This is a genomic window from Streptomyces sp. NPDC005070 (assembly GCF_053600395.1).
Map to the genome: position 1 here is coordinate 24,283 of NZ_JBSFZS010000097.1, position 6,659 is coordinate 30,941.

Below are 6,659 nucleotides of genomic sequence, written 5' to 3' on the forward strand. Positions count from 1 at the left end.
CGCCGAGCGGCGCCCCGCACATCCAGGACGTCACAAGCACCACACGCACCGCACGCATCTCACGCACCGAGGACGCCCAGTGAAACGGCACACCGTCATCGACAGCCCCTACGACCCCCTCACGCTCGTCGCCGACGGCGACGGCGTCCTGTGCGGCCTCCACATGGTCGGTCAGCGCCACCGGCCGCCGGAGGAGACCTTCGGCGAGCGCGACGACACCCTCTTCGACGAGGTGACCGAGCAGCTCACCTCTTATTTCGAGGGCGAGTTGAAGGAGTTCACCGTCGAACTGCGCCTGATCGGGACGCCCTTCCAGCGCGGTGTGTGGGACCAACTGCGGCAGATCCCCTACGGCGAGACCCGGTCGTACGGCGAACTCGCCGAAGCCCTGGGCAACATGGGCGCCTCCCGCGCGGTCGGCCTGGCCAACGGCAAGAACCCGATCGGGATCATCGTGCCCTGCCACCGGGTGATCGGCGCGAGCGGCAGCCTCACCGGCTACGGCGGCGGCCTGGACCGCAAGAGGCAACTCCTGGATTTCGAGAGTGGATCGGCACTGTTCTGACCGGCGGCGGCCCGCGCCGGCCGGTGATCGAAACGTGTTGGTAACAGAGCGCAACCCATGGGGAGTTGACAGAGTCTGAACAGCCATGAAGATCTCCTTTCTGCTCCACAACGCCTATGGGATCGGGGGCACGATCTCCACCACCTTCAATCTGGCCCGCGCGCTTGCCGCGCGGAACGAGGTGGAGATCGTCTCGGTGCTGCGGCACCGTGAGCGGCCGACGCTGTCCCTGGATCCCGCGGTCTCGTTACGGTCGCTGGTGGATCTGCGGCAGGAGAAGGAGCATCCGGCGCATCTGAGACCGGCGAGGGTGTTCCCCCGCGCCGAGTACCGCTACCGGCAGTACAGCGAGTTGACCGACCAGCGGATCGGCGCGTGCCTCGCGGAGACCGACGCCGACGTGGTGATCGGGACCAGGCCGGGGCTCAACGTGCATCTGGCCCTCCAGGCTCCGCGGCACGTCGCGCGCATCGGCCAGGAGCACCTCACCCTGGACAACCATCCGCCCCGGCTGCGTTCCGCCCTGCGCCGGGCCTATCGCCGGCTCGACACGCTCACCACGGTGACCGAGGCGGACGCCGCCGCCTATCGGCGCAAGGTGCGGATGCCCGGAGTCCGGGTGGAGGCACTTCCCAACAGCGTGCCGGAATCCGTGCTGCCACCCGCCGACGGCGCCGCCAAGGTGATCATCGCGGCCGGCCGGTTGGTCCCCGTCAAACGGTACGACCTGCTCATCGAGGCCTTCGCCGGGGTCGCCGCCGAACACCCCGACTGGCGGTTGCGCATCTACGGCAAGGGGGAGCAGCACGAGCGGCTGCGGCGGCTCATCGCGGACCTCGGCCTGTACGACAGGGTCCTCCTGATGGGCGCGGCCACCCCCATGGAGGCCGAGTGGGTCAAGGGCTCGATCGCGGTGGCGGCCTCCGACTACGAGGCGTTCGGCATGACCATCATCGAGGCGATGAGCTGCGGTCTGCCGGTGGTGAGCACCGACTGCCCGCACGGACCGGGTGAAATCATCGAGGACGGCGTCGACGGCCGGCTCGTGCCGGTCGGGGACCGCGACGCGCTGGGCGAAGCCCTGCGGGAACTGGTCCGCGACGACGAGTGGCGCCTGCGTGCGGGCCGCGCGGCCCGGAAGAACGCGCGGCGCTTCGCGCCGGGCCCCGTCGTCACCCAGGCGGAACGCCTGTTCGCCGAGGCCGTGTCGGCGAGAAGGGCGGGCCGGCCCGTGCTCCGCGAACACTCCGCCGCGCACCGCGTCCTGGCCGGCCACGGCTTCGCCCTGCGCGACGTGGCGCACAGCGCCGCCGACGGTGTGCTGCGCACCCTGCGGAGGCAGGCATGAGCACGGACACGGAGCCGCAACCACACGTCGGCTGCTCGATCGGCACGGACGGCCGGATCACCTTCGACCTGCCGCCCGGGTCACCCGAAGGGCAGCGGCTGCTGCTGCGACTGCGCCCGAAGAAGGGACAGCCCGAAAAGACCGTCCACGTCCTCGACTTCGAGCCCGCCGGGGAGCGCCGGTGCGCGGTCCTCGACGCGCACGCCGTTCTCGCCGAGGGCCGCTGGGACGTGTACCTGCTCCGGGAACCGGGAGACGAGCGGCAGCGCCCGCGCGCCGGTCTGCGCGATCTGCGGGCACTCGTCGACGGACACCGTCGCCGTCGGCCGTCCCCGGTCGTCGTCCGGATCCCCTACGTGACCAAGGACGGCCACCTCGCGGTGCGCGCCTGGCTGCGCACCGCCCACGCGGAGGCCGAGGCCGTCGACGTCACCGGTCGTTCGATGACGGTCAGGGCACGCCTGCACGGCGCCTCGCTCCAGGAGGGAGCCGTCGTGAGCCTGCGGTTGCGGGGTGCCGGCGCCACCGCTCGCACCGTGGCGCCGCAGGCCGAGGACGAGGGACGGAGCCTCTCCTTCACCGTCGACTACGCGGAACTGGCCGGCGGGACACCGTCGGGGGCCGGCGTCTGGGACGTCTTCGTCCGTCCCGCGGCCGAGGCGCCCCGGATACGCGTCGGCCGTCTTCTCGACGACCTGGCGGACCGCAAGGAGATAGTCGTCTACCCGACGGCCGACGTCGGCGGTGCCGCCCTGCGCCCCTACTACACCGTCGACAACGACCTCTCGGTGGAGGTGAGCGCGAGCCCATGACCTGTATGGCGCACCATGGTCTGCCTCCCGGGTGACCCCGGTGGCGTGGCCCCGCGATCGCTGATGTCTGTACGAAGGGGAGAGCAGGCAGAAAGCGGGAGACCATGGAGCGGAAGCACAAGCGCCTCGCGACGCGCCGGGCCGCCGGGGTGGCCGGGGTGGTGTTCGCCGTCCTGACGGCCGCCGCGATCGCGCTGGTGCGCATCGCTCTGCCCGGCGGCGGGGACGACGTGACCCTCGACGCCGGACAGCGCGGTGGCCTGCGGACGGCGCTGGAACTGGTGCCGTTCGCCGGGATCGCGTTCCTGTGGTTCATGGGTGCCCTCCGCGAGCAGGGCGGCCGGGCCGAGGACCGGTTCGTCGCCACCGTGTTCCTGGGCAGCGGCGTGGTCTTCGTCGCCACGCTGTTCGGCGCCGCGGCGGCGGCCGGGACCGTGCTCGGCGAGGGCACGAAGGACTCGACCTTCGGCAGCCACTTCGCGTACGCCCTGCTGACCACGTACGCCATGCGCATGGCGGCGGTGTTCATCATCGCGACCTCGACCATCGGCCGCCGTCTGGGCGCCCTCCCGCGCCCGCTCGTCGCCATCGGCTACCTCGCGGGACTGACCCTGCTCGTGGCGGGATCGGGCGTGCCCTGGTCCGAGATGGTCTTCCCGGCCTGGGCGCTGCTCCTCAGCGTGAACATCCTGTGGGGCCGGCCTCCCGCCGCGGCGCGGCCCGCCGCCCCCGCGTGAGGTTCCCCGAACGGCCCGCCGCCGTCGCCCGGCCTTCCCGGCACGGCCCGCCATTCCGGCCCGGCCGTCAGCGCTCACTCGAACGGTCTTCCCCTCGTCGCGGCTTCCGGTCCGGTCACCGACAGTGGTCGCAGGAGGGCTGAACGGGCCATTGGAGAGGACCGATCCCGTGGTAAGGATTGCCGTCGATCTGAACCGGTGTCAGGGGTACGCGCAATGCGCGTTCCTCGCCCCCGAGATCTTCGCCATGCACGGCCAGGAGGCCCTGCTGTACGACCCGGACGCCGACGACGCACACCGCGAGAAGCTGGATCGGGCCGCCGCGGCCTGCCCCGTCCAGGCTGTCCTCGTCGACGCCGTCGAACCCGGCGCGGTGGAACCCGGTGGCGCGGAGGCCGACGGCACGGAACGCGCCGCGGACGTACCGGCCGAGGCGGTGTCCGGTGCCCGGTGACGGCTCGCTGGAACGGCTCAAGCGCGACGGCCGCATCGTCGTCGTCGGCGCCTCGCTGGCCGGCCTGCGGGCCGCCGAAACCCTGCGGGACAAGGGCTTCGCAGGGTCCCTGACCCTGATCGGCGACGAGCCCTGCGAACCGTACGACCGGCCCCCTCTGTCCAAGCAGGTGTTGCTAGGCAGGGCGAGCGCCGACCGCACCGCCCTGCCCAGGCTCCGAGCCGTCGACGCGACCTGGCGGCTCGGCACCCCGGCCACCGGACTGGACATGGCTGCCGGACGGGTGCGCCTGGCCGACGGCGACGAGGTGCCGTACGACCGGCTGCTGATCGCCACCGGCACCCGGGCGCGACCGTGGCCGCACGAGGACGAGGCGGACCTCGACGGCGTCTTCGTGCTGCGCGGCCGGGACGACAGCGCCGCCCTCGCGCGACGGCTGGAGGCGGGTCCCCGGCGGGTCCTGGTCATCGGGGCCGGATTCACCGGCTCGGAGATCGCCTCCGCCTGCCGCGAACGCGGCCTCCCCGTCACCGTCGCCGAACGCGGTGCCGGGCCTCTGGTCGGCGCGCTCGGCGGGGTGGTCGGCGCGGTCGCCGCCGAGATGCACCGCGAGCACGGCGTGGACCTGCGGTGCGGGGTCATGGTGACCCGTCTGGAGGGCGACGCCTCGGGAAGGGCGCGCGCCGCGCATCTGTCCGACGGCTCCACCGTCGAGGCCGACGTGGTGATCGTCTCGCTCGGTGCCCTCCGCAACACCGAGTGGCTCGCCGGGTCCGGACTCGGCGCCGGACCTCGCGGCATCGCCTGCGACGCCGGCTGCCGGGCCTTCGACATCCGCGGCATCGTCACCGACGACATCTACGCGGCCGGCGACGTCGCCCGCAGCCCGCACGCCCTGTTCGGCTACCAGTTCCTCTCCCTGGAGCACTGGGGCAACGCCGTCTCACAAGCCCGGATCGCGGCGCACAACATGCTCAGCGAGAGCAGTGACCGGCTGCCCCACCTGGAGGTGCCGGCCTTCTGGTCCTCGCAGTTCGGCATCAACATCAAGTCCGTCGGGATCCCGTCGATGGGTACGGAGATCCTCATCTCCCAGGGCTCACTGGCGGACCACCGGTTCCTCGGCGTCTACGGGTACCAGGGGCGTGTGATCGGCGCCGTCGCCTTCGACCACGGCCGGTGGCTGCCGTTCTACCAGGAGCTGATCGAGACCACCGCGCCGTTCCCGCCGCCGTTCGCCACCGTCGACCGGCGCCCGGACGGACAGCGGCCGCTCGACGCGGACTTCCCCGACCCGTCGGTCCCCACCCACGGCCCCACCGTGACCCTCAGCGGATACTCGCCCGCCGACCGCCGGATGACGTTCACCCCGGCGCACTGACCGCACGGCCACGAGGACTCTAGGACCCGCCATGACGCCTTCCCTGCTGCACCAGATCCTGGACTACGCCAACCGGGCCGACCCGTACCCGATCTACAAGGAGCTGCGGAGGACGCCGGTCCACCACGAGGCCGACGGCCCGTACGTGATCAGCACGTACTACGAGATCCGCAGCCTGCTGCACGATCCCCGGATCAGCTCCGACGCCCGCAACCTGGCCTCGAACGCGGCCGACCCGCTGGCCTCCGGGACGCCTCCGGAGGAGAGCACCCTCCCGCCGGCCTTCCTGCGGCTCGACCCGCCGGAGCACGACCGGCTGCGGCGCATGACGAACCGTCCCTTCGGCCCGCCGCACTCCCCCCACCGGGTCGACGGGATGCGCGGAGAACTCCACGACATCGTCACCGGCCTCATCGACGGCATCGGAGACCCGGAACGGATCGACCTGGTCGAGCAGTTCTCGTATCCGTTCCCGGTGACGGTGATCTGCCGGCTGCTCGGCGTGCCGCGCGAGGACGAGGCGCGCTTCCACGTCTGGGCGGACACCCTCGCCGCCAGCCTGGACCCCGACCCGGACGCCGGTTCCGCCGAGCGGGGCGAGGACACGCAGGACGCCCGGATGCAGTTGGGCATGTATCTGGCCGGCCTGATCGAGGAGCGCCGCAAGAACCCCGGGGAGGACATGCTCTCCCAACTGGCCACCGCCGAGGGGGAGGACGGTCCCATGAGCACGATGGAACTGCTCAGCACCGCGGCGCTGCTGCTGATCGCAGGGCACGAGACCACGGTCAACCTGATCACCAACGGGATGCTGACCCTGCTGCGCAATCCCGGCGTACTCCAGCGGCTGCGCGCCGATCCGCGGCTGGCCGTGCCCATCGTCGAGGAGCTTCTGCGCTTCGAGCCGCCGGTGCAGCTCGTGCCGCAGCGCACCGCCCTCGCCGACATCGAGGTCCGCGGGGTCACCATCCCCAGGGGCGCCCCCATCTGGCTGGTCCTCGCGTCGGGCAATCGCGACCCCCGGCGCTTCGAGGACCCGGACCGCTTCGACCCGGACCGCAAGGACATCCAGCACCTCGGCCTCGGCAGCGGCATCCACAGTTGCTTCGGCGCACCGCTGGCCCGGCTGGAGACCCAGTTCGCCCTGTCCGAACTGGCCCGGAGGCTGGAGAACCCCCGCCTGCTGGAGGAGGTGCCCCCGTACCGCCGGAACGCCGTACTGCGCGGTCCGCGCCACCTCCCCATCGCCTGCGACGGGATCCGTCCCTAGTGCCGCGGCAGGCAACGTTCGCCCCGTCGCGACTCCCGGCACGCCCTCTCGCCGCACCGGCCCACAGCCCCACTACAACCAGAACGAGGACA

Annotated in this window: 7 protein-coding genes; all 7 read left to right on the plus strand. The window is 72.1% G+C overall.

What is annotated here, in order from left to right; all coding sequences use genetic code 11:
* Positions 1 to 79: 79 nt before the first annotated feature.
* Complete coding sequence (locus tag ACWEBX_RS27655; protein ID WP_451887511.1) at positions 80 to 565, plus strand: methylated-DNA--[protein]-cysteine S-methyltransferase; 486 nt, start codon at positions 80 to 82, stop codon at positions 563 to 565.
* A gap of 85 nt (positions 566 to 650) precedes the next feature.
* On the plus strand, positions 651 to 1,913 hold the full coding sequence (locus ACWEBX_RS27660) for a glycosyltransferase family 4 protein (RefSeq protein ID WP_451887512.1): 1,263 nt from the start codon (positions 651 to 653) through the stop codon (positions 1,911 to 1,913).
* The gene (locus tag ACWEBX_RS27665; protein ID WP_451887513.1) at positions 1,910 to 2,725 is read left to right on the plus strand and encodes a hypothetical protein; all 816 of its coding nucleotides are present in this window, start codon (positions 1,910 to 1,912) and stop codon (positions 2,723 to 2,725) included. Before ACWEBX_RS27660 ends, ACWEBX_RS27665 begins: the two co-directional genes overlap by 4 nt.
* 104 nt (positions 2,726 to 2,829) lie before the next feature.
* Complete coding sequence (locus ACWEBX_RS27670; RefSeq protein ID WP_451887514.1) at positions 2,830 to 3,462, plus strand: hypothetical protein; 633 nt, start codon at positions 2,830 to 2,832, stop codon at positions 3,460 to 3,462.
* 169 nt (positions 3,463 to 3,631) lie between these two features.
* Positions 3,632 to 3,916, plus strand: a complete 285-nt coding sequence (locus ACWEBX_RS27675) for a ferredoxin (protein WP_451887515.1) — start codon at positions 3,632 to 3,634, stop codon at positions 3,914 to 3,916.
* A complete protein-coding gene (locus ACWEBX_RS27680) occupies positions 3,906 to 5,297 on the plus strand; it encodes an NAD(P)/FAD-dependent oxidoreductase (protein WP_451887516.1) in 1,392 nt (463 codons plus the stop codon). Before ACWEBX_RS27675 ends, ACWEBX_RS27680 begins: the two co-directional genes overlap by 11 nt.
* A gap of 31 nt (positions 5,298 to 5,328) precedes the next feature.
* The gene (locus ACWEBX_RS27685) at positions 5,329 to 6,567 is read left to right on the plus strand and encodes a cytochrome P450 (RefSeq protein ID WP_451887517.1); all 1,239 of its coding nucleotides are present in this window, start codon (positions 5,329 to 5,331) and stop codon (positions 6,565 to 6,567) included.
* Positions 6,568 to 6,659 lie beyond the last annotated feature (92 nt).